The sequence below is a fragment of the Ilumatobacter sp. genome (assembly GCF_046290335.1).
In the GTDB taxonomy this organism is placed as follows: domain Bacteria; phylum Actinomycetota; class Acidimicrobiia; order Acidimicrobiales; family Ilumatobacteraceae; genus Ilumatobacter_A.
Map to the genome: position 1 here is coordinate 833223 of NZ_JBKAGH010000002.1, position 22186 is coordinate 855408.

Annotated in this window: 19 protein-coding genes; 6 read left to right on the forward strand and 13 right to left on the reverse strand. The window is 65.9% G+C overall.

Features of this window, described 5'->3' with window-relative positions; translation table 11 throughout:
- The first annotated feature begins 41 nt into the window (after positions 1 to 41).
- Both ACE37B_RS12425 and ACE37B_RS12430 read left to right on the forward strand, forming a co-directional pair.
- Positions 42 to 1571, forward strand: coding sequence for a N,N-dimethylformamidase beta subunit family domain-containing protein (locus ACE37B_RS12425; RefSeq protein WP_409923630.1), 1530 nt, complete (start codon positions 42 to 44; stop codon positions 1569 to 1571).
- Positions 1572 to 1624: 53 nt separating this feature from the next.
- Positions 1625 to 2002, forward strand: a complete 378-nt coding sequence (locus ACE37B_RS12430) for a hypothetical protein (protein WP_409923631.1) — start codon at positions 1625 to 1627, stop codon at positions 2000 to 2002.
- 1 nt (position 2003) lies between these two features.
- On the opposite strand, the gene ACE37B_RS12435 is transcribed toward ACE37B_RS12430, so the two are convergent.
- The gene (locus tag ACE37B_RS12435) at positions 2004 to 5342 is read right to left on the reverse strand and encodes a choice-of-anchor L domain-containing protein (RefSeq protein WP_409923632.1); all 3339 of its coding nucleotides are present in this window, start codon (positions 5340 to 5342) and stop codon (positions 2004 to 2006) included.
- 462 nt (positions 5343 to 5804) lie between these two features.
- On the opposite strand from ACE37B_RS12435, the gene ACE37B_RS12440 reads away from it, so the two are divergent.
- The 4 genes from ACE37B_RS12440 to ACE37B_RS12455 are packed head-to-tail and all read left to right on the forward strand — an operon-like array spanning position 5805 to position 8662.
- Positions 5805 to 6032, forward strand: a complete 228-nt coding sequence (locus tag ACE37B_RS12440; protein WP_409923633.1) for an OB-fold domain-containing protein — start codon at positions 5805 to 5807, stop codon at positions 6030 to 6032.
- Positions 6029 to 7156, forward strand: coding sequence for a thiolase family protein (locus tag ACE37B_RS12445; RefSeq protein WP_409923634.1), 1128 nt, complete (start codon positions 6029 to 6031; stop codon positions 7154 to 7156). Before ACE37B_RS12440 ends, ACE37B_RS12445 begins: the two co-directional genes overlap by 4 nt.
- Before the next feature lie 51 nt (positions 7157 to 7207).
- Entirely contained in the window at positions 7208 to 8428 is a 1221-nt protein-coding gene (locus tag ACE37B_RS12450) for a cytochrome P450 (protein WP_409923635.1), read from the forward strand.
- Positions 8429 to 8662, forward strand: a complete 234-nt coding sequence (locus tag ACE37B_RS12455; protein WP_409923636.1) for a ferredoxin — start codon at positions 8429 to 8431, stop codon at positions 8660 to 8662.
- A gap of 16 nt (positions 8663 to 8678) precedes the next feature.
- Here the strand turns inward: ACE37B_RS12455 and ACE37B_RS12460 are convergent, their stop codons facing one another.
- From ACE37B_RS12460 to ACE37B_RS12515, 12 genes are all read right to left on the reverse strand, one after another.
- Positions 8679 to 9263 (reverse strand): TetR/AcrR family transcriptional regulator, encoded by a 585-nt coding sequence (locus ACE37B_RS12460; RefSeq protein WP_409923637.1) that lies wholly within the window; start codon positions 9261 to 9263, stop codon positions 8679 to 8681.
- A 76-nt stretch (positions 9264 to 9339) separates the two neighbouring features.
- Entirely contained in the window at positions 9340 to 10719 is a 1380-nt protein-coding gene (lpdA, locus tag ACE37B_RS12465; protein ID WP_409923638.1) for a dihydrolipoyl dehydrogenase, read from the reverse strand.
- Positions 10716 to 11945 (reverse strand): dihydrolipoamide acetyltransferase family protein, encoded by a 1230-nt coding sequence (locus ACE37B_RS12470; protein ID WP_409923639.1) that lies wholly within the window; start codon positions 11943 to 11945, stop codon positions 10716 to 10718. The genes lpdA and ACE37B_RS12470 overlap by 4 nt, the downstream gene beginning before the upstream one ends.
- A complete protein-coding gene (locus ACE37B_RS12475) occupies positions 11945 to 12934 on the reverse strand; it encodes an alpha-ketoacid dehydrogenase subunit beta (protein WP_409923640.1) in 990 nt (329 codons plus the stop codon). Before ACE37B_RS12475 ends, ACE37B_RS12470 begins: the two co-directional genes overlap by 1 nt.
- Positions 12931 to 14097, reverse strand: a complete 1167-nt coding sequence (locus ACE37B_RS12480; RefSeq protein ID WP_409923641.1) for a thiamine pyrophosphate-dependent dehydrogenase E1 component subunit alpha — start codon at positions 14095 to 14097, stop codon at positions 12931 to 12933. The genes ACE37B_RS12475 and ACE37B_RS12480 overlap by 4 nt, the downstream gene beginning before the upstream one ends.
- A 1-nt stretch (position 14098) precedes the next feature.
- The gene (locus tag ACE37B_RS12485; protein ID WP_409923642.1) at positions 14099 to 15205 is read right to left on the reverse strand and encodes an alpha-hydroxy acid oxidase; all 1107 of its coding nucleotides are present in this window, start codon (positions 15203 to 15205) and stop codon (positions 14099 to 14101) included.
- Entirely contained in the window at positions 15202 to 15636 is a 435-nt protein-coding gene (locus ACE37B_RS12490) for a nuclear transport factor 2 family protein (RefSeq protein ID WP_409923643.1), read from the reverse strand. The genes ACE37B_RS12485 and ACE37B_RS12490 overlap by 4 nt, the downstream gene beginning before the upstream one ends.
- Positions 15637 to 15713: 77 nt before the next feature.
- Positions 15714 to 16457, reverse strand: coding sequence for an SDR family oxidoreductase (locus tag ACE37B_RS12495; protein WP_409923644.1), 744 nt, complete (start codon positions 16455 to 16457; stop codon positions 15714 to 15716).
- 85 nt (positions 16458 to 16542) lie between these two features.
- Positions 16543 to 18252 carry an N-acyl-D-amino-acid deacylase family protein gene (locus tag ACE37B_RS12500; RefSeq protein WP_409923645.1) on the reverse strand — a complete coding sequence of 570 codons (1710 nt, stop codon included), beginning with the start codon at positions 18250 to 18252 and terminating at the stop codon, positions 16543 to 16545.
- 7 nt (positions 18253 to 18259) lie between these two features.
- A complete protein-coding gene (locus ACE37B_RS12505; protein WP_409923646.1) occupies positions 18260 to 19201 on the reverse strand; it encodes an ABC transporter permease in 942 nt (313 codons plus the stop codon).
- Positions 19198 to 21288 carry a dipeptide ABC transporter ATP-binding protein gene (locus tag ACE37B_RS12510; protein WP_409923647.1) on the reverse strand — a complete coding sequence of 697 codons (2091 nt, stop codon included), beginning with the start codon at positions 21286 to 21288 and terminating at the stop codon, positions 19198 to 19200. The genes ACE37B_RS12505 and ACE37B_RS12510 overlap by 4 nt, the downstream gene beginning before the upstream one ends.
- A complete protein-coding gene (locus ACE37B_RS12515) occupies positions 21285 to 22175 on the reverse strand; it encodes an ABC transporter permease (RefSeq protein ID WP_409923648.1) in 891 nt (296 codons plus the stop codon). The genes ACE37B_RS12510 and ACE37B_RS12515 overlap by 4 nt, the downstream gene beginning before the upstream one ends.
- Positions 22176 to 22186: the final 11 nt, after the last annotated feature.

The following is a 22186-nucleotide window of genomic DNA, read 5'->3' on the forward strand; positions in this document are numbered from 1 at the left end:
GGGCCGTCCAGGCCGACCAGGCCCACTGCTACGGTGCGCGCGTGGCCGATGATCAGACGTTCCACGACGACATCGAGGGGTACTGCACGCCCCAGAGCGTGCGGGCCGACGCGACCGTCGCTGTCCACGTGTCGACGCATGCGGATCGCTACGACGTGGTCGTCGAGCGATGGGGAGCGACGCGCGACGAGGTGTGGCGCGCCGACGGGTTGGTCGGTGTGTTCACTCCCCCGCCACCCGACGCGGCCGCCGCCGGTTGCGCCTGGCCGGTGTCGGTCGAGATCCCGGTCGACGCGTCGTGGCGGCCGGGTTTTCACCTCGTCACGCTGATCGCGCACGGCGCACCAGCCGGACGGGATCAGGGCACCGCGTGGTTCGTGGTCCGCAGCCCCGAGCCGTCCGGGCCGCTGCTCGTGCTCGACACCAACACCTGGAACGCGTACAACACGTGGGGCGGAGCCAGTCTCTACACCGGCGGCTCGGCCGTGTCGTTCGCCCGGCCACTCGCCCGTGGGATGCTCCAGCGGCCCGAGGTCGAGCGCGACGATCGCAAGGCACGACCCGTTCGCTGGCGTGAGGAGCCCGACGCCGACGGCGCGATCTTTCAGGCGTATCGAACCGAGCACGCCTATCCGTCGGCGATCGGGTCGGCCGGCTGGTTCACTCACGCACGCCGATTCGTCGAATGGGCCGAGCGATCGGGCTACACGATCGACCTCGCGATCTCGACCGACCCGCACGACGATCCGTCGCTGCTCGAGGGCTACGACCTCGTCCTCAGCGTCGGACACGACGAGTACTGGTCGGCAGCGCAACGCGCCGCGATCGAGGGACACGTCCGGCGTGGCGGCACGTTCGCGAGCATGTCGGGCAACACGATGTTCTGGCAGGTCCGCATCGAGCCGGGCGACACGATGGTGTGCCACAAGTACGCGGCACACACCGACGACCCGGTCGTCGCCGACGGAGATCCGGCGTCGATGACCGGCATGTGGTGCGATCCACTCGTCGCTCGTCCCGAGTGGAGCTTTCTCGGCGCCGGGTCCGCATTCGGCCTGTACCACCGCTTCGGCAACGCCACCGCGCGAGGCGTCGGTGGCTACCTCGTCTACCGACCCGACCACTGGCTCGTCGCCGGAACCGGTCTCCGCTACGGCGACGTGCTCGGAGCAGCCGATGGCGTCGTCGGCTACGAGACCGTCGGCCTGCCGATCACGTTCGACGAGTTCCAGCAGCCGGTGCCCGCTCCACGCGACGATCTTCCGGATGCGATCGAGATCGTCGGCCACGTGCCGTCGAGCAACCTCGGGGTCGGCGACTACCCGGCGTCGATCGCAGCACTGTCCGACCAGGGCGATCTCGAGTTCATGGCGACACGGCTCTACGGCGACGACGACGACGAGACGTCGCGTCGACGGGTCCGCAACGGCAACTCACTCATGCTCACCTGTCGGCCGTTCGGCATCGACGGCGGCGAGGTGATCACGATCGGCACGACCGACTGGGTGTTCGGCCTGGCCGACGACCCCGCCGTCGCCCAGGTGACCCGCAACGTCCTCGACCGGCGATAGCCGCGACCGCGAGCGACACCGACGCGACCGGGAACGCGATACGTTTCGATGCCGTGGCGGGCTACCTCATCGGCATCGGACTCATCGTGTTCGCGCTCTGGCGGTTGCAGTCACATCGCAAGCCGACCGGCGCAACCGAGTTCACGGGGACGGTCGTGGAGGAAGTCGCCAAGAAGTCATCCGACGCTGCCCGCAAGACGGTGAACTACGCACCGCGTGTCTCCTACCAGCACCCTGGAACCGGCACCACCGAGATCTATGAACCGACGCGATTCGGTCAACACCGATTCGCGGTCGGCGAGCGTACGACCCTGTTCTACGATGCCGAGTCCGGCAAGGTCACCCGACCGCTCGACCGCCCCAAACGCGAGACGTCGCTCCTGCTGGTGATCGGTGTCGGCTTCATCGCAGCGCAGTACTTTTCGCGCTAGGTCAGCTCGACCAGATACCTCCGTCGAGCAGTGCCACCGCACTGTCGAACACACCGTCGGACGCATCGGCCACGGTGATTCTGACCACGACAGCCTGGCCTGGCGTGACCGGCACCGAACACGTGAGCGGCGTCGTCAGACCATTCATGCTGGTGCCGTAGCCCGCAGCACCACCACTGTTGTCGACGTAGAACTCCGCATTCGATCCGATGTTGATCGTGTTGACCGACACCGGAATCTGTGTTCCGGGCACCAACGCACAGTTGGTTCCGCCCACGAACACCGCCATCACGTCGTTGAACTCCGATCCCACGTAGTCCGGGTACTCCTCACTCGCGAACGCATAGCGGACGTGGAGAGTGCCACCCTCGGGAATCACGGTGGTGGTGTATGCCGCAGCATCTCTCGTCTCGAAGCCTGCCAGAGCCGTGAGTGCAGCATCGCCAGATTGACCCAGGTCGGTCGATGCGAAGTCGGACGCTGGGCCGACCGCATCGGCGACGTTTCCGGTGCTCAGCACCCAGGATCGCTCGCCGGGAACGAAGCCGTCGACCTTGCCCCACTGGTCGAATGACCCGTCAATGTCGTCATCCACGACCTCGACACCGTCACCCACGACATCGTCGGATGGATCACCCGCCAGTTCGAAACGGCCTTCGAACAGCACAACCTGGAGTCGGAGAAACTCGATGTTCCCGAATTCCTTGTCGTAGTCGATCGGACCGAGGTCGATCTCGATCTCGAGGCTGGCATCGAACGGCACGACGAGTTGCAACTTCCATGGGATCTCGAGTGCCACGAGGTCCGCGAACGCCTCGAGTTCGATCTTGGGCCTCGCCTCAATCTCGAAGCCAGCCTGCCCCCACAACAGCGCCTCGAGGTCCATTTCGATCCCAGCTGCGACGGTGGCCGAGAGGCCCGCCTTGAACTCAGGACCGCCGCCAGCGAGCCCTCCAGTGAAGCTCGAGTTGCGGTAGGCGCCGCGGCCAGCGCCATCGCCCCGGTACTCGTATCCGGCGACGATGGAGATTCCCAGCCCGTACTCGAGCTTGACCGCCGCATCGACGTTGACCTCGTAGAACGCCTGTCCCTCCACCTCGAACTCGATCGTGATCGCCCCAACCGGCAAGGGGATGACGACGGCTCCGATCTGGAAGTCGTCGAAGCGGGGTCCGAAGCTGTCGGTGTCCTGGAACAGCTCGAGTCCCCGATACGTGAACTCGGCTTCGACGCCGATCTCGATGCCCGCTTCGAAGAAGATCCGGTCGACGATCACCTTGGGGACGCACCACGTGCAGTTGTCGCGCCGGAAGTCGATGTCGATGTCGACCTGGAAGCCGGGGTCGAGCGTGAGATTCGCCTCGAACTCGAAGTCATCCGAGGCGAGCTGCGATGCGGTGGGCAACAGCGGGGGCGGTGCAATCTCGTTCGCAGCGCCGGAGCCGATGCGAGCGAGAAACTCCATCGGATCGTTCGTGCCCGGAGGAACGTAGAAGGAAACGTCGATCTGACGCACGTACTCGGTCAACCCGGCATCGCGGGTCATGACCACGGTGGTCGCCCCGTCGAACTCGAACGCGGTGACGACCTTGAGGTAACCGGCGGGAGCGAGCGGCACCGGATCGCTGACGAGCCCGTCGCCGATGCGCATGTTGGCGGTGACGTCGCCAGCGAACGTGAGCGTGCCGGTCGCCTCGTCGAACACAACGAGATCGCCGTCGTGCTGTTCGGTTTGCGAGAATTTCGGATCGAGGAGCACGTCTTCAGGCGCTGGCGCCACGAGATCGAGCGTGACCCGCCGAGTGTCGGTCCCCCTCGCGCCGTTGGCGGACACGGTGAAGGTGCGGCGCTCGTTCTCGTCAACGATGGCTTCGATGCTCCACGCGGCGAGACAGCCGACGACCGACACCTCGGCGTTGCCGACCTCACCGGCGACGTCGACCAGAACCGCCGCAGCGCTCAACGGTGCGCGGCCACGCAGCACGACCGAACCGCTCGCAGTGCCCGCACCAGAGGTATCGACGACCTGGCCATTCGTGTGACTGTCGATCGTGAGCGACCCGTCGTCCGGGCATTGCGGCGGAGCGATCGAGGCCACCACGTCGATCGCGAAGTGTGCGGAACTCGAGGTGTACAGACACACCTCACCAGCACTGTTCAAACCGACCGTCGTCGCGTTCGCGATGTTCACCCCCGCCGAGAAATTCAACGACGACGCCACCGGCGGTTCCACCGAACACGGATACAACGTCGCGAAGCCGTTCCCTTCCGGCCGAATCGCCGCCACGTTCAACTCCGCCCCGGTCGCATTCCGCGGCACCCCACCGCGACCCGACACCTGCACGCGAATCACCTCGCCCGCGGCCGCTTTACCAACCCCCGCGGACACACCATCCACCGTCATCCCGTCAGCGCGAGTCTCCAACAACCGAGCCGGCTTCACCGTCACCAAATCCGAACCAGCCGGAACGAACGCCACCACGTCGATCGCGAAGTGTGCGGAACTCGAGGTGTACAGACACACCTCACCAGCACTGTTCAAACCGACCGTCGTCGCGTTCGCGATGTTCACCCCCGCCGAGAAATTCAACGACGACGCCACCGGCGGTTCCACCGAACACGGATACAACGTCGCGAAGCCGTTCCCTTCCGGCCGAATCGCCGCCACGTTCAACTCCGCCCCGGTCGCATTCCGCGGCACCCCACCGCGACCCGACACCTGCACGCGAATCACCTCGCCCGCGGCCGCTTTACCAACCCCCGCGGACACACCATCCACCGTCATCCCGTCAGCGCGAGTCTCCAACAACCGAGCCGGCTTCACCGTCACCAAATCCGAACCAGCCGGAACGAACGCCACCACGTCGATCGCGAAGTGTGCGGAACTCGAGGTGTACAGACACACCTCACCAGCACTGTTCAAACCGACCGTCGTCGCGTTCGCGATGTTCACCCCCGCCGAGAAATTCAACGACGACGCCACCGGCGGTTCCACCGAACACGGATACAACGTCGCGAATCCCGTGCCCGTTGCCTGGATCGCGGCGAGGTTGACTTCGACACCCGTTGCCCCCACCGGCACAGCGCCTCGTCCAGCGACCTGCACACGCGCGACCGCTCCGGCCAGCACCTTGCCGGTCGCTGCGTACTCACCGTCGACGGTCGTTCCAGTCGGCCGTGTGTCGAGCAAGCGTGCGGGCTCGACGGTCATCATGTCGGACTGGCTGAGCGACGCCTCGGACACACCGGGCACGATCGCGAGCGCCGTACCGGTCCAGAACATGGCGGCACCGACGGCAAACGCGGTGCACCGTGCGGCGTTGCGACCCTGAACACTCATGTTGGAACTCCTCCGACCCGAGCCCTCGACGTTTTGTCAAGAAAGCTGCCAGACACTACTCACCGGGACCGCGCACCGCAAGGGGTAGTTGGAGCGCTCGCGATCGACCGTCGCCCGGCATCGGCCCCCTTCCGGAGTTCCGCTGCAAAAGACGACCCTCCGGAACGCCAGAGACGACCGGTTAGTTGGAAACGTCAGGGCCAAAACCCCGTGTTTCATAACGACGAGAGCCAGCGCGCACTGGAAATTGCCGTTGTACCCAAACAGCCGGTCGTTTATGATGGGCCCGTGCCGAGCGCTGAGATCGCCCCCCATGCCCCTGGGCTCCCCGACCCTCGGCCGCGGGTCGTCTCGATTGACGACGGCTGGATGGTCGCTGGCTGGCGCTGCTCCAGATGTAGCGTTCCGCGCGCTGTTCCAGCGCCGTGGTGTCCGGACTGCCGAGGTGAGCTCGCCGAGACGGTGTTCGGGCCGCGTGGCGTCGTGTGGGCCTCGACCGTGGTCCATCTGGAGATCGGCGGTCTCGACGCCCCCTACGAACTGGCATACGTCGACCTCGTCGACGGGCCTCGCATTCTCGCGCACGTTCGCGGTGGCGACTCCCCCTCGACGGTGGGCGCAGCAGTCGACGTGATCGGCTCGACCCCCGAGGGAAACGTCGCAGTTCGCGTCAGGAACCCGGTCGCATGATCGCCAGCATTCTCGGCGTCGGCACGTCGTCGTTCGGAAAGCAACCACACCTCCACCCTGCCGAGCTCGCCTGGGCCGCTGTCGCTGAGGCGCTCGAACAGGCGGGCGATGGCCCGGAGATCGACGCGGTCTACGTCGGCACGGTGTTCGGAGCCCCCGGTGTGGCGCAGCGGGCCTTGCATGCGCTGGGGATCGTCGACGTGCCGATCCTCACGATCGAGAACGCCTGCGCCAGCGGCACCTCGGCGTTCCACGAGTCGGTCCACGCCGTCGCGAGCGGCCGCTTCGAGCGAGTACTGGCGCTCGGCATCGAGAAGATGACCGACGCCTTCGACGGGCCGATCATTCCCGAACCGACCGACACCGAAGGCCGTAGTGGCCTGGCACTCCCAGCGCTCTATGCGATGTCGGCGTCTCGATACCTTGCCAAGCACGACGTCACTCGTGACGATCTCGCAGCCGTCGCCGTCAAGAACCACGCAAACGGCACCCTCAACCCTCGGGCCCAGAAGCAGCGTCGGCGAAGCATCGACGACGTGCTCGACTCGCGAATGATCGCCGAGCCGCTGACGTTGCTGCAATGCTGCCCCATCGCCGATGGCGCAGCGGCGGCCGTCATCGGCCCTCCGGGATCAGGCGGGGATGGATCGGTCGGAGTCCGGTCGTCGGTGCTGCGCTCTGGCGGTCTCTGGGATCATCGGTCCGATGCAGCGTGGGGCTTCGAATTGGTTCGGCACACCGCGGAACTCGCGTACACCGAGGCGGGGATCCAGGCGGACGACATCGATGTGCTCGAGTGTCACGACGCGTTCACGATCGGTGAGATCGTCACGACCGAGGCGCTCGGCCTCGCCGAGACCGGACAGGGCGCCGCGCTCGTTCGCGACGGAACCACGTCACTGGGCGGATCGACGCCGGTGAATCCGTCCGGTGGCCTGCTCGCACGCGGGCACCCCCTCGGAGCGACCGGCCTCGCACAAGTCGCAGAGATCTGCTGGCAGCTGACCGATCGGGCGGGCGAACGCCAAGTCGCCGACGCCTCGATCGGCGTGGTCGAAACGATGGGCGGCGGCGTCGCTGGCGTCGACGGAAACGCATGCGTCATCGCCGTGCTCGAACGATGAGGCTCACCCCCACGCCGGTCGGACGACGCAGAGCGTGCGAAAGGACAACCGATGGTTGATGACGAACTACTGACTCCTGAACGAGTCCGCGACCCGTACCCGTACTTCCGACAGTTGCAAGAGGAAGCTCCGGTTCACTGGAACGAGAAGTACCGAGCGTGGGTCGTGTCGCGTTTCGACGACGTCAGCGAGGCGTTCCGCGATCCCCGGTATTCGTCCGACCGAATCTCTGCGTTCTCCGCGATTCGCCATGTCGACGACGCCGACGCCGGATTCGACGAGGTGCTGCGGGTCCTGTCCGGATGGTTGGTGTTCAAGGATCCGCCAGACCACACCAGATTGCGACGCCTCATGCAGGGCGCATTCACGGTGAAGTCGATCGAAGCGTGGCGCCCCCGCGTCAGCGAGATCGTCACCGAACTCATCGACGACATCGACGCCGACACGATCGACGTGGTCCGCGACATCGCGTATCCGCTCCCCGCGATCGTCATCGCCGAGATGCTCGGCGTGCCTCCGGAGGATCGCGATCTGTTCAAGCAATGGTCGGATGAGATCACCGCGCTCGTCTTCGGAGCGCTCGACCAACCCGATCGCCGGGAACGGGCCGTCGCCGGCATGTCCGAGTTGGCCGACTACCTGCGCGGACTGATCAACGCTCACCAGGGCGACGCCGATGACGACCTCTTGGGGTCTCTCCTCAATGCTCGCGATCAGTCCGACGCGTTGACGACCGACGAAGTGTTGTCGACGTGCGTGTTGCTGTTGTTCGGCGGGCACGAGACGACGACGAGCCTCATCGGGAGCGCGACGTTGGCGCTCCTCGAGGCGCCCGATCAGCTCGAGCAACTGCGATCGAATCCGCAGATGATGGGGTCGGCCGTCGAGGAGTTTCTCCGGTTCGACGGACCAGCGAAGGTGTCGGTGCGCATCGTCGCCGACGAGATCGAGTTGCGCGGCGAGACGCTGCTGCCAGGCCAACGGGTCTTCCTGGTACCGAATGCTGCCAATCGGGATGCTCGGCGATTCAGCCAGCCAGACACGCTCGACATCGATCGGCCCGACGGTGGCCATGTCGGGTTCGGCGGCGGCATCCACTACTGCCTGGGAGCCCCACTGGCACGGCTGGAAGGTGGCCTCGCCATCTCTGGGATCATCAATCGGCTGCAGGGTCTCGAGCTCTGCGACCGCGACGCACTGTCCTGGCATCCGACGCTCTTGAGCCGCAGCCTGCAGAACCTGCCGGTTCGCTTCGACGAGGTGGCCGACTAGATGTCCGCGCAACGGCAACTCACGATCTCTGCCGACACGTCGACATGCGCCGGCACCCGGCAGTGCGTGCTGCACCATCCCGAGGTGTTCGGACACGATGACCGCAATCTCGTCGTGGTCCTGCACCGAGAGGTCGCCGACAGCGATCTGCTTCGCGACGCCATCGAAGTGTGCCCGACCCAGTCGCTGGCGGCAACGGACCCCTCGACCGGTGAGATCGTCTACGGCGCGTGACGCCGGCGGGAAACCCTCAGCGGCGCCCGGTTCGGGTGATGAGCCCACCGAGGAACGTGCTGGCGATCTGATCGGCGAGTTCTTCCGCCGACAGTTGGCCGCCTTGCTCGTACCATCGGGTCATCCAGTTCAATGACCCGATCAAAGCCATCGCGCTCAGCGTCGGATTGGTCGACGGGCCGAACAGGCCACTCGTGCGACCTTCGTCGATGATCTGGCTGAGGAGTCGCACGTACCGGCGATCCATCTCGAGCCACTCCTCGGAGTGGCCCTGCCCAGCGATCTCCTGGACGTAGACCGCGACGTACGGGAAGTACTCCTCGAGCACGCCCGCATGACTCTTGGCGACGAGGCGGATCTTCTCGGTGGCAGGAAGATCAGCCTCAGCCAACTCCGACAGCGAACTCAACAACCGTCCGGCGGGCGGACGCACCACGGCGAGGAGCAACTCCTCTTTGCTGCTGATGTAGTTGTACAGGCTGCCCTTTTGCATGCCGAGCGCTTCGGCGATGTCTTCGAGGCGCGTCGCGTGATAGCCCCGTTCTTTGAACACATTCGCAGCGGCTTCGACGACATCGTTCAATCGGCTTGGGCGTGGCATCGTCAGCTACTCGTGATCGCAATCGGAGGGAACCGCCTGAAAGGAAGGCGTCCGGGATGGTATCGGCGACTCATGGTCAATTCGGCAATGTATGAATTGCACGGCCGAGCGCTCCATCCGCCAATTCGCCGAACATCTCGCTCAGGGTCGGATGCGGGAAGATCGTTCCCGCCAGGTCCTCGACCACGGCACCCATCTCGATCGCAAGGGTCGCGGTCGAGAGCAACTCTCCGACCCCGTCGCCAATGAGATGAACACCGAGCACGAGTCCCGAGGATCGTTCGTGCACGATCAGCCCGAAACCGTCCGTTCCCGTGGTGAGCGCACGAGCGTTTGCGGTGAGTGGAAACCTGAACTGTTCGGCGTCGAGCCCACGGTCGAGGGCTTCGTCGAGCCGCAGACCGACCACTGCGACCTCCGGCGTCGTGAACACGATCGCGGGGATCGCAGCTGGCTGAAACCGCACGGAATGCCCCGCGATGACCTCCGCAGCCACCCGCCCTTGGCTCATCGCCCGGTGAGCGAGCGCCGGGCCAGGGGTGACATCTCCAACGGCGAAAACGTTCGCCACCGCGGTGCGCAGCTGCTCGTCGACGTCGATGTGGCCCGACGCCGTGCAGCCGAGACCGATCGTTTCGAGGCCGAGGCCCGCGCTGCGCGGCGTTCTGCCAGCAGCGACGACGACCAGGTCGGTGGCGTGCTCCGACGTACCGTTCGCGTCACGCAGGCAGATGCGCCCCTCACCTGCAGACGCGACCACCGTCTCCAGGCGGACGTCGATGCCAGCGGCGGTCAGGCGTCGACGAAGGTGACGTGTCACGTCGGCATCGACACCGACGAGCATCCTGTCGGTCGCCTCCACGACGGTGACATCGACGCCGAACCCCGTGAGGGCCGACGCGAGTTCGAGGCCGATGTACCCGGCTCCGACGACGTGCACCTTCGACGGCAGCGATGACAGCCCGAGAACCTCTCGGGCCGTCACGACGAAGCGGCCGTCGGCGACCAGCGGCTCCGGGATCACCGCCTGCGAACCCGTGGCCACGATGGCGCGCCGGAACGACACGCCCGTGGCCGATCCACCCACCACATCCAACTCGCCTGGGGTACGAAACGAGCCGGTTCCGCTCACGACGCGGACGCGATTCGCCTGCAGCAGTGCGCCGACTCCCGTCCGAAGCTGACGGATGACCTTCTCGCGATGCGTCAACGACGCAGCGAATCGCTCACCGCGACGCGCGTCGTCGAGCAGACCGAGGGTGCTGTCGCCCGCGACCTCGACCGAGTCGTGAATCAGCGCCTTGCTGGGCACGCAGCCTTCGTTGAGGCACACGCCACCGAGATCGCCGGCCTCGACCAGGACGCAGTCGACCCCGAGTTGTGCGGCGCGAATCGCGGCGACATATCCGCCGGGGCCACCACCGAGAACGACGAGGTCGGTTTCGACGCGGCTCATGACATCGCCACGAGCGGGTGCTCGATCATCTCGGTGATCTCGTTGATGAACCTGGTGGCATCTTCCCCGTCGATGTAGCGGTGATCGAAGCTCAGGCTGCACGACATGACACGGCCCGCGACGATGTTGCCAGCCTCGACCACCGGTTCGTCACGGATCCGAGACATCCAGAGCAGCGCGACCTGCGGCAGGTTGACGATCGGTTGGGTCGAGAGCACCCGCGCTCGTTCGATGCCTCCCGTACTCGAGATGGTGAACGTGCCGCCACGAAGATCACCGACACCGAGGGCTCCCGTTCGGGCCATCGCTGCTCGGTCAGCGATCGCGTCGTGGAGAGCGGAAAGTCGAAGCGTCTCGGCATCGCGCACCACCGGTACGGTCAGGCCGTTCGGCGACGCCACGGCCACACCGAGATGAACGTTTCGATGCATCAGCAGGTCGTGGTTGTCGGGGTCGACGGTCGCGTTGAAGCGGGGGTGACGCGTGAGCGCTTGCACGACGCACATGCTCGTCGCGGCCAAGACCCCGATCTTGCGCTCGGTGTCGGTTCGTCGACCGACCTCATGGATGAGTGCTTCGACCGCTTCGGTCCGCACGGTGAAGGTCGAGGTGGTGGTGGCGAGGTCCGTCGACGACGTCGCCATGTGCTGCCAGATCACGGCGCGCACGCCAGTGAGCGGCTCCCGAGTGACGAGCGCGTCCGACTCGACCGGCCGGTCGACCGTGGGGCGCGCCACCTCTCGATCGTCGGCGATCGACCGTTCGACGTCGTGGCGGAGGATCCGTCCACCGGGTCCGCTGCCCGCGATGAGGAACAGGTCGACGCCGAGTTCGGCGGCGAGTTTGCGCGTCGACGGAGCAGCGATCGGCCGCCCGAGCGCCGCGGCCATCGGAGCCGACGCCGTGGGCGCAGACGGCGTCTCGTGGCGGCTCGGCACGTTTGCCTGACCTTCTTGCTCGGTCGATACGGGACCCGCTGCGGAGGCACCCGTGCCAGTGTCGAAGGTCATCAACACCTGCCCGACCTGGAGCACGTCCCCGACGTCCCACGGGGTCGCCGTGACGACACCGCTGACAGGGGACGGCAACTCGACCGTCACCTTGTCGGTGTTGACGACGGCGACGGGCTCGCCGTCCTCGACGTGGGCGCCGACGACCACCAACCATTCGAGCAACTCGGCTTCGTGGATACCTTCGCCCACATCAGGGAGGAGAAACTCATGCATCAGAACTCGAACTCCATCGCTCGGCGCACCGCAGCTCGGACTCGCTCGATGCTCGGCCGGTAGTACTCGTCTCCCGTACTGAAACCGTACGGCAGGTCGTGTCCGGACACCCGTTGGACCGGGCAATGCAGATATCCGAAGTCGTGCTCCTGGACGGCGGCGGCGAGTTCGGCACCGAACCCCAATGTCTGAGCTGCCTCGTGCAGCACCACCAGGCGACCCGTTCGCCGCACCGAGGCGGACACCGTCTCGCGGTCCCACGGCACCAGCGAACGAAGGTCGATGACTTCGATCGAGTACCCATCGCTCGCCGCCATCTCCTCGGCCGCACGGACTGCGAGATGTCGAGGGGGGCCGTAGGTCACGATCGTGACGTCGGTGCCAGAGCGCACGACTTCGGCCTCGCCGATTCGACCGGGCACTCCGTCTTCGACGACCGGGCCGGACATGGTGCGGTAGAGCGGGACGGCCTCGAGCACGAGGACCGGGTCCGGGTCGACGATCGCTGCGAGCAGCAGGCTGTAGGCGTCCTGGGGTGTCGACGGCACGACGACCTTCATGCCGCCGCCGTGAATGAAATACGACTCCGGACTCTGCGAGTGCCAGAACCCGCCCTTGATCCCGCCGAACGACGGCGCACGCACCACCATCGGACACGTGTATTCGCCGCCGGTGATCCAGCGGTACTTGGCACCGCAGAACATCAACTGCTCGAACGCATCGTGGATGAAGCCGGAGAACTGGATCTCCACGATCGGCCGGAGGCCGTACAGCGCCATCCCGATCGCGTGGGCAGCGATGCCTTTCTCGTCGAGCGGCGTGTCGATGACGCGGTTCGCTCCGAATCGCTGCTGGAGCCCCTGAGTAGCCCGGAAGATCCCGCCCGCGGTCCCGACGTCTTCGCCGAGCACCAGCACGGATGGGTCGACGTCCATGGCTTGCGCCATCGCCGACGTGGTCGCTTGCAACACGGTGAGGTCGTTGCTCATGACGCCCCCGAACCCGCCAGGTCGTCCAGCAGTACCTGCTGCTGGTCGTCCAACATCCAGTTGCTGGCTTCGAAGACGTCCACGAACTGCGCCTCCGGGCCTTCCTTCGGGAGCTGCTCCGCGGCGGAGATCGCCGCTCGAAGCTGCTGAACGCACGATTCGCGGAGCGCCTCGTCCTGCTCGTCGCTCCACCATTCTCGATGCATCAGGTAGCCCCTCGTCCGGTCGAGCGGATCCCACCGTTTCCAGTTGGCCACCTCCTCCTCGCTGCGGTACAAGTCGGGATTGTCCGACGACGTGTGGAACCCCAAGCGGTACGTCACGGCCTCGATGAGCGTCGCACCCTCCTGCGGCATCGCCTCGAGCGCCGCGGTCGTCGCGGCGAACACCGCGAGCGGGTCGTTCCCGTCGACTCGAACGCTCCTCACCTTGTAGGCGTCGGCCTTCTCGGCGAAGGTGTCGGACGCAGTCTGACGGTCGTTCGGCGTCGAGACCGCCCAGCCATTGTTCTGGCAGAAGAAGACGACCGGTGGGCGATGAATCCCCGCGAAGTTGAGCGCGCTGTGGAACTCGCCGCGAGAGGTCGCTCCGTCGCCGAAGTAGACGATGAATCGTGTGTCGTCTCCCTGCAGCTTCGCTGCCCAGGCGGCACCTGCCGCGTGCGGGAGGTACGAACCGACCTGGGTCGTGCACGGCACGATGTTCAACCGGCGGTCGCCGAGCAGGAGCGGCAGCCGTCGGCCCTTGAGCGGTTCGTCCCGACGGCCGAAGAACTGAGCGAACATCTGCGTGAGCTGCGCTCCGCGCCAGATGAACGACCCCGGCTCACGATCGGCGAGGAAGATCCAATCAGACGGATCCAACGCCGCGGTCGAAGCGACGTGGGCTGCTTCTTGCCCTCGCGACGGGATCCAGAACTCGAGCCGACCGGAACGTTGAAGCTGCCAGCCGATTCGGTCGAGTTCTGCGACCATCACCATGGTCTCGTACATCTTGACCACGACCGAACGATCGAGCATGGGGTCAGGATGGTTCCCGTTCGGGAGGCCGTCTCGGTCGAGCACCTGCACGATGCCCAGATCATCGGCGCGCTCGAGGGGTACCGGCTCGGGTGGCCGCGGCGCTCCCTCGAACTGGGTGATGGTCGATTCTTGCATGGTCATGTCAGCTTTCGGTAGGGCGTGCCGGAACGAGACTGCTCCGGTCGAGCGAACGGAGTCGGGGGACACCCAACAGGCGAAGGGTGTGGATCAGATCGTCTCGGAGCTCGTCGAGGACGGCGGTCATCGACGCCTGCCCCCCGGCGGCGAGGGCGTAGATGACGAGTCGACCCAGGCCGACGGCGTCGGCACCGCGGGCCAGGGCGATCACGACGTCCGCGGCGCAGCGAACACCGCCATCGACGAGCACGTCGAGTTCATCGCCGACGGCCTCGACGATGTCTCCCAAGGCATCGAGTGTCGCTGGCACTCGGTCGAGCTGGCGACCACCATGATTCGAGACGTAGACACCCTGCACGCCCGCCGAGACGGCTCGACGTGCATCGCCGGGATGGAGAACGCCTTTCACGTACACCGGCAGGTGCGTCGACGCGACGAGCTGCTCGATGTCGTCCCACGTGATCGACGGGTCGATCTGATCGGCGAAGTAGCGCGCGACGACGGAGCCGTCGGTCGGCCCGCCCAGGTCAGCGGCACCGTACGGTTCCAGGTTGGCCCAACGGATCTCGGGACCGACCGAGAAGTTGTTGCGGACATCGCGGAGTCGGCGACCGAGAACCGGCGCGTCGACGGTCACGACGAGCGCGCGGTATCCCGAGTGCTCGGCCCGACGAACGAGATCGGCGACCACGCCGCGATCTCGAAAGCAGTAGAGCTGATACCAACGCTCGTCGGGCGCAACTGCTGCCAGCTCCTCCATCGAGACCGATGCGGCCGTGCTCGTGACGTACACGGCGCCCGAGGACTTCGCCGCTGCTGCGCTGGCGAACTCCGCATCGGGATGGAACAGCCGGTGTGCCCCACTCGGCGCCACGAAATAAGGAACGTCGAGACGTGCGTGACGGAGCTCGACCGACACGTCGACGGTCGAGACATCGACGCAGGTGCGCGGCAGCAGACACCAGCGTTCGAACGCGCGCCGATTGGCGTCCAGGGTGATCTCGTCCGTCGCACCGCCGTCGAGAAAGTCGAACGCCGACCGCTCGAGCCGCTCAGCCGCCTGCGCAACGAGCACATCGAAGGCGGACGGCTGATCGGCGACGCGAGTCACGACTCCGTGGTCGTCACGGCTGCCGTGTGGCTCCGGTACGCCTCGGACTGCCAGTGGAAGTTGACCTGACGGCGCTCGAAGCGCCAAGCGCCATCGTCGTGGAGTCGCACCTGATCGTCGTAGTGCCCGTACCCGGCCGTCTGACCGGATTCGAGATCGACGACCAAGAAGTAGGCCGTGCTCACCGCGGTGTTGCCGTCCACTTCTTTGACCCAGAGGTTGAGGTAGTGGTGGCGAGGGCGCCCGCCGCCTCGCGAGGCGATGGCGCGGATCGCCTCGTGACCGGCGAACTCTCGTTCACCGACGGCGAATACCCCGTCGGCGTCGAAGCACTCGGCGAGCAGGTCGGGGTCGTTGCCGTCGATCCCGTAGCAGTACTTCGAGTAGAGGGTCTGGATGCCCAGTTGGGCGGCGATGTCGTGTTCGGTCATTGGGAGCTCCGCTTCGTTGGTGGTGGATGGCGAGTGGCCGGTCAGTTGGCTGGTCGGTTGGCTGGTCGGTTGGCCGGTCAGTTGGCTTTGGTGTACACGCCGCCGTCCAGGAAGAGCTCACGTCCGTTGAGCATCTCCGAGGCCGGAGTGGACAAGAAGTGCACCACTTCGGCGACGTCGCTCTCGGTGACGTTGCGCTTCATCGGATTGGCGGCGGCGGCGGCCGCCGCTCGGTCTTCGGCAGCGTCGCCGAAGAGTGTTCGCAGCGCATCGGTCAGGACCAGGCTCGCCGAGACGACGTGCGCTCGGACACCGTGCTCCGCGAGTTCGATCGCGAGGTACCGGATGAACGCTTCACCCATCGCCTTCGGCCCGCCGATCGGCCCGTAGTTCGGCACGGCGACCTTCGAGCCTCGGCTCGACAGGAAGAAGACGGTCGCACCGGGCTTCAGCAGCGGCAGTGCCGACCGGGTCAGATGCACGAGTGCGGTGCCGTTGAGCGCGACTGCTCGGTCGAGTTCCGCGGGATCGGTGTTCAGCAGGCTCGTGGCGTACGGGTAGACCGCGGCGTGAACCAATTGGTCGAGCCGTTCCGTGTGAGCAGCGACGTCTTCGAGCAGTGCTGCCGCCGACGCGGCGTCGGAGATGTCCCGCTTGAGCAGTACCGGAGTGCCGCCGCTGCTCTCGATCAGCGCAGCTGCTTTCTCCGCCGCCTCGTCGTCGCTTGCGTAGTTGAGAAAGACGGTGACTCCGGCACCGGCGAAGCGCTCGGCAATGCCGAGACCGATCCCCTTGGTGCCTCCAGTGATCAAGATGGACATGATGGACCTCTCCTTGTAGGGGTACTGATTCGAAATGTTGAGCGCCGAGCCGGGCTGGCGGTGGGCTGGATGATCGCCATGGTCGTCACTGCACCGCCGAGGCACGCCGCAAGACTCGGCCGGCCTTGACCCCGACCGGCTTGTCGTCGTCGACCACGACGACGCCCCCCACGATCACGGCCCGATACCCCTGCGCCTCTTGAAGCAGTCGAGCGGACCCTCCAGGCAAGTCCACGACACGACGGCTTGGTTGCAGCGCAACGCGTTCGGGGTCGACGACGACGAGGTCGGCCGGCGCCGACGGCGCGATGACTCCCCGATCCTCCAGCCCGAACAACGCCGCCGGTTTGCCGGTGAGTTCATGTACCGCTTGTTCCGTCGACATCGCCAGCTCTCCACGGGCTGCGCTGGCCAGGAGGAACGTCGGATAGGTGTAGTTGGTGATGCTCGACACGTGTGCGCCGGCGTCACCCAGACCGATCAGGGTGCTCGACGCTCCGACCGCTTCGGCGACCTGCCCCGGTTCGAGATTGACGAGAGGCACCTGCACGACCGTCTCGAGGCGGTCACTGATCGCGAGGTCACAGAACGCATCGATCGGATGCGTCTGCAGCGCATCGCCGACCTCACGGAGACTCTTGCCCACCAACTCGGGGCGCGTGGAACTTGCAGCCAACACCCACCGGTCGAAGCACGGGGACAGCATCGCGCCGCAATCCTCCGGTGTGTCACGCAACACGCGCCGGAACGACTCGTCGGCAATCAGCTCGAGCCGTTGCGCGGCGTCGAGTCCGTCGAGGCGCCGTACCGCCGGCGACCACCCGGTGATCGATTCCGCGAACGAACGACCGGAGAACTCGATCGACGAGACGAGAGGCAGGGGCGAGACTTGCGGCAGTACTCGACGACCGCCTCGCTGCTCGAACTCGCTGGCCTGGTCGACGAGGCGACGCCACACGACGGTGTCTCCGGGCGTGATCAACAGCGGCGTCCAGGAGAAGTCGGCTCCGAATTCCTCGCTCCACGAGACGTACTTCGCCACCTCTGCCAGGCTCGCGTCGCCCGTCGGGTCGGCCTTGCTCTGGATGTTGATCTGCCAGATGCGATCGGCGCAGGCTTCGACCAGCGCACGCAGTTCGTCGTCGTCGGCCAGGCGACTCGGCACCGGCTGGCCCGAGCCGTCGACGTGATTGGGTCCCCTCGACGTCGCGAATCCGACGGCTCCTGCTGCCAACGCGGCCGTCAGCTGTTGCTTCATGGCGGCGAGATCGTCAGGCGTCGCTGGCTCGGTCCACGCTCGTTCTCCCATGACCGAATGACGCAGCGGAGAGTGGGGAACGAGCGCCGCGACATTCACGCCGAGATCGAGATCGCCAAGTGCGTCGAGATATGAAGAGAAGTCGCTCCACCCGAACGGAACGGCTTGGCGCGTGCTCTCGTACGGGATCTCCTCGACGGCTTCGAGACATCGAAGCAGGTATTCCTCTGCTCCGTCACCGCATGGAGCGATGCCGAAGCCACAGTTCCCGGTGATGACGGTGGTGACACCGTGGAGCACCGACGGCTGGCCCGACGGATCCCAGAACAGCTGCGCATCCAGGTGCGTGTGCGGGTCGATGAAACCGGGAAGCACCCAGCAGCCGTCGGCGCGGATCTCGCGGGCGTCGACGTCGCCGATCTGTTCCTCCACGACGCTGATCACGCCATCGGTGACCAACACGTCACGCGCCACCGGCGCTGCACCGGTGCCATCGAAGACGAGGCCGCCTCGGATCACGAGCGATTCGTTGGGCATGGTTCTCCTAACGGATCCTGGGATCGAGAGCCCGGTGAACGAGATCGACCACGATGGACGCGATGATGGCAAGACACCCGATCAAGAGCGTTGCTCCTTGGATGAGCGGATAATCCCGAGCCTTGATCGATTCGAGGATGAGGCGACCGAGTCCGGGGATCGCGAAGACGTACTCGATCACCACGACGCCTCCGATGACGGCGACGAAGAGGAGCCCGGCGGTCGTGACGACCGGGATGAGCGAGGGACGGATCACATGATGCGTCAAGACCCGTCGACGAGGCAGGCCTTTGCCGATGGCCGTGCGAACGTGGTCCTCTTCGAGTGTCGACAGCACCGAGCTTCGCATCAGTCGAGTCATGATCCCGACCAGCGACAGCGACATGGCGGTCACCGGCAAGATCAGGTGCCGTGCCCACTCCCACAACCCACTGGACAGCGGCTCGTACCCGAACGACGGGAGCGCATCGAAGCGGCGAGCCACGAAGATCAGCAGCAGCAGTCCGACCACGAAGTCCGGAACGCTGGAACCGATGATCGAGCTCAGCGTCGAGAGCCGGTCGGCGATCCGGTCTCGGCGCAGAGCTGCCACGAGACCCAAACCGACCGAGGCGAAGAAACTGATCGTGACCCCGAGCACCGACAACGTCAACGACGGGCCGAGCTTCGACCGCAACTCCTCGGTCACCGGGTTCAGGCTCCGGATCGACTGGCCGAGGTCGCCCTGCACCAAGTTGCCGATCCACCGCAGATATTGCACGACGACGGGTTCGTCGAGGCCGTACTTCGCGCGGAATGCCTCTCGGACCTCCGGACTGATGTTCTCCGTGCCGAGCATCACATCTTCCACGGAACCGGGCAGCAACCTCACCATGAAGAACGTGACGATGGTGAGGACGAACAAGCCGAGAGCCGCCCCACCCAGCCGACCGAGCAGCGAACGCTTCATCGCAGCGTCACCATCTGCTCGCTGAGGGGCTGGCCGGCGAAGTGGCATGCCGTGGCCGAACCGTCATGATCGAACTCCGGCTCCTGCGTCCGGCAAACGTCCCGCTCGGGATTCGCCTCTGGGCCGACCGGGCAGCGCGGATGGAAGCGACAACCCGATGGAGGATCGGTCGGATTCGGAACGTCGCCGGACAGGATGATCCGCCGCTGCTGGCGCTCGACGACGGGGTCGGGTACCGGGATGGCCGACAGGAGCGCCTTGGTGTACGGGTGCCGCGGCGACTCGAACAGCTCGGTCGTTTCGCGGACCTCGCAGAGACGCCCGAGGTACATCACAGCGACGCGATCCGACACTTGCCGGACCACTCCGAGGTCGTGGGAGATGAACAACACCGTCAGACCGAGGTCTGCCTGCAAGTCACGGAGCAGGTTGACGATCTGGCCCTTGACGGAAACGTCCAGGCTCGAGACCGCCTCGTCGGCCACCAGCAGTTGCGGCGAGACGGCGAGCGCGCGAGCGATCGCGATTCGTTGAGCCTGTCCGCCGGAGAACTCGTTCGGGAGGCGAGCGAGACAGTCCCCTGGCAGGCCGACCTGATCGAGGAGTTCGGCCATGCGCTTCGCTCGCATCGAGCGCTCCACCCCTGCGTTGTTGAGCGCTTCGTCGAGGTGTTGCCCGACCGTCATTCGACGGTTCAGCGAGCTTCGTGGGTCTTGGAACACCATTTGCGCGACTCGCCGCCTTTGACGGTCCGCCTTCCGATGGCCGGTGGCGATCCCGCGCCCATCCAGCAAGATGTCGCCGTCATCGGATGGCTCGAGCCCGACGAGCATTCGCCCGAGGGTCGACTTTCCGCAGCCCGACTCCCCGACGAGACCGAGGAACTCGCCGCGCCGAACCTCGAAGTCGACTCCGTCGACGGCCCGAAGCACCGGGGCGCGCCGCCCCTTGCCGAGTTTGAAATGCCGCGTGAGGCCACGGACCACGAGAAGTGGATCTTCGTCGGCTGCACCGTGCGCGGTGGGCACGTGTTCATCGGCTTCGCGCTCGGCTTCATCGATCAAGGCGACGGCCACCGACCTCGTCACGTCATCGCGAAGACACGCTGTCTGCCCGTTCATTGCCGTGCCTCGAAGTGGCGGTACCGAGACCTCGCACGCGTCGATCGCCACCGGGCAGCGCGGAGCGAAGCTGCAACCCGACGGCAGCGCGTTCGGATCGGGCGGGCGCCCCGGAATGTACGGAAGCCGCCGCAGGCCTCGATCGATTCGCGGAACCGAACTCAGCAACGAGGCCGTGTAGGGATGCTGCGGATCGGCAAAGATCGCTTCGGTCTCGCCGCTCTCGACGATCCTGCCGGCGTACATCACCAGGACGCGCTCGCAGAGGTTGGCGATGACACCGAGGTCGTGGCTGACGATGACCGTCGCGCTACCCGACTCGACGGCTCGTTCACGCAGCATGTCGAGGATCTGCGCTTGGATGGTGACGTCGAGCGCGGTCGTCGGTTCGTCGGCGAACAGCACACTCGGTGACAGTGCGAGAGCCATTGCGGTCATGACCCGTTGGCGCATACCCCCCGACAACTGATGCGGGTATTGCGACGCTCGGCGAAGCGGATCGTTGATCCCGACGCTTTTCAGGAGTTCCACCATGATGGAGTCGTGGTCACCGGGCGCATCGTGTGCATCGAGCACCTCGATGATCTGCGCACCGATCTTCATGACGGGATTCAGGGCCCGCAACGAATCCTGATAGAGCATCCCGAGACGCGGGCCGTGGATCCGACGCAGAGCCCGAGGACCTGCCGAGACGAGCTCGGTGCCATCGAGTCGAACCGAACCTGCGGTGATCGTCGCGTTGGAAGGGAGCAGGCGTGCAGCGGCGAGAATGACCGTGGATTTGCCCGACCCGGATTCGCCGACGATTCCCAGCGACTCGCCAGGGAACAGGTCGAAGTCGACGCCATGCACGACGGGAACCGCGCCACGATCTCCCGCGTACGCAACGCGCAGATCGCGCACGCTGAGCACCGGCGCTTGGCTCGACGGCGCCGGGACGACCCCATTGGAATCCGCCCCCGTCACCGGCTGCCCCCCTTCGCGCTGTACCTCGGGTCGATGCGATCCGAGAGCGCATCGCTGACGAGATTCAGCGACAGGACCGTGACGCTCAACACGATGGCCGGCAAGATCAACTGGCTCGGCCGACTGAAGATGAGATCTCGGGCGTCGGCGATCATGACACCCCAGTTGGGATTGGGTGGTTGGGTGCCGGCTCCGAGGAAGCTCAGACTGGCCTCGACGATGATCGCCCGCGAGACCACCACCGAACCGACGACGAGCAACGGCCCGACGACGTTCGGCAGGATGTGTCGAAGCAGCGTTCGGCTCTCACTGTTGCCGAGGCCCTTCGACGCTTGGACGTAACCGAGGGTGCGCTCTCCCAACACCGCGGCACGACTCACTCGAACGATGAGCGGGGTGTAGACGATGGAGAGCGCGAAAATCGCTGTTCTCGTGCTCGGGCTCATCACCGCGGCCAAGACGAGGGCGAGGAGCAACGGCGGGAAGGCGAGGATCCCATCGGCGATCCTCGTCACGCCCGCATCGACGCGACCGCCGAGATATCCCGCCAGCGACCCAAGCGTTGCACCGACGGCCATGGAGATCATGGCCACACTCAGTCCGACGATCCAGACGAGTCGAGCCCCGTAGACGAGTCGGGTGAAGATGTCTCGGCCGAGTTGGTCGGTGCCGAGGAGGTGGCCGTCTTCCCCCCACGCTCGAAAGCGGTCGACCGGGCTGGCCCGATTCGGTTCGAAGTCCGTCAGCAGCGGCGCCAGCACCGCACAGACCATCGTGACGACGACCACGCCGATCGCAACCGAGTTGATGGTTGCGGCGAGAAGTCGACGCCGACCAGCCGACACGGCGGGCGCAGCGCTTTCTTCGATGGCGATGGTCGTCGTCACGTGGCCGGATC